The sequence below is a fragment of the Actinoplanes regularis genome, from assembly GCF_900188005.1.
Classification (GTDB): Bacteria; Actinomycetota; Actinomycetes; order Mycobacteriales; family Micromonosporaceae; genus Actinoplanes; species Actinoplanes regularis.
This window is the reverse complement of record NZ_FZNR01000076.1, coordinates 1-1,249: the sequence shown is the minus strand read 5'-3', so window position 1 is coordinate 1,249 and position 1,249 is coordinate 1. Positions and strand designations below refer to the sequence as shown.

1 protein-coding gene is annotated in these 1,249 nt (G+C 66.8%); it reads right to left on the bottom strand.

Annotated features, from left to right (window positions below; all coding sequences use genetic code 11):
• Nucleotides 1-37: 37 nt before the first annotated feature.
• Complete coding sequence (locus tag CHC09_RS44860; RefSeq protein WP_239138942.1) at nucleotides 38-1,159, bottom strand: IS630 family transposase; 1,122 nt, start codon at nucleotides 1,157-1,159, stop codon at nucleotides 38-40.
• Nucleotides 1,160-1,249 lie beyond the last annotated feature (90 nt).

Sequence of the window (1,249 nt, the reverse complement as noted above, 5' to 3'; positions counted from 1 at the left end):
GCTAGTGCCCTGACCAAGAACGTTTGGGGTGTTGGGGTCAGGCCGCCGCTCGTGTGGCGGGTTGGCCCCAGCGTCGTTGTCGTTCGCAGCGGATGCGGGCTCGCTCGCGGCGTTGGGCGGCCAGGACGTCAGGGTGACGGGCGTGGGCGTTGCGCCAGCGTAGGTAGGCGTGCAGTTTCCGGGCCAGGACGTTGTGGTTCGGGTGGTTCGAGCCGGCGATCACGAACGTGCGTAACGGGCCGAACTGCGCCTCGATCGGGTTGGCCCAGGACGCATACGTCGGTGTGAAGCAAAGTTCGACCTTGTTCCGGGTCGCCCAGGCACGGATTCGTTTGCCTTTATGCGCGGACAGATTGTCCAGGATGATGTAGATCGGTGCCCCGTCCGGGCGTGCCTGGCGGATGGATTTGAGCGCGGCGAGAGTGTTCGCGGCGCCTTTGCGGCGCCGTACGACGCCCCAGAGCTGGTCGTCACCGACGCTGTAGCAGCCGTGGAACTGCCGTACCCCGTGCAGCTTGTGATAGTTCGCTGGGAGCCGGTCGGGATGCCCGACGGGTGCCCAGCCGGCACCACCGTGGGGACGGATGGCGAGGGGCCCGAACTCGTCGAAGGCGAACACCCGCTGTGGCATGTGACTGCTCACGTACTCGATGCGGGCGAGTTTGGCGTCGCGATCGGGGTCGGTGGATTCCTTCCAGGTCTTGGTCCGCTGGAAGGTGATGCCGTTGCGGTGCAGGATCTGTCGCAGCCGTTCCCGCCCGACCTCGATGGACCGGGCGGGCTGCAAGTTCAGGTAATCGGCGAGTTTGCGGATGCTCCACCGGGTGAACGGCCGCCCCAAGGTCTCGGGACGGGCCTTGGCCGTCGTGACGATGAACTGCTCGTCATCGGTGCTGATCTGGCGGGGACGGCCACCCGCCCACCGAGGGTCCAGGCTGGCCATCCCTGTCTCGTTGAACCGGTGGATGACCTGCCGGATTGTGTCCTCGTCGGCCTGCACAAGCCGGGCGATGGCCGGCACGGTGTTCCCACCGGCGGACGCGAGCACGACCATGGCCCGGCGTAATCGGATCGGTGAGCCGGTACCCCGGCGAGTGATGCGCAGCAGCGTTTGACCTTCCTGGTCACTGAGCCGCCGCACGCGTACTGGATCTGCCACCACCACAGCCTGAACGCCGCAACGCCGCCCGGCCGTCAGCCCGGACGGCGTGTCATCCAACACCGTGAACGTTCTTGGTCAGGGCACTAG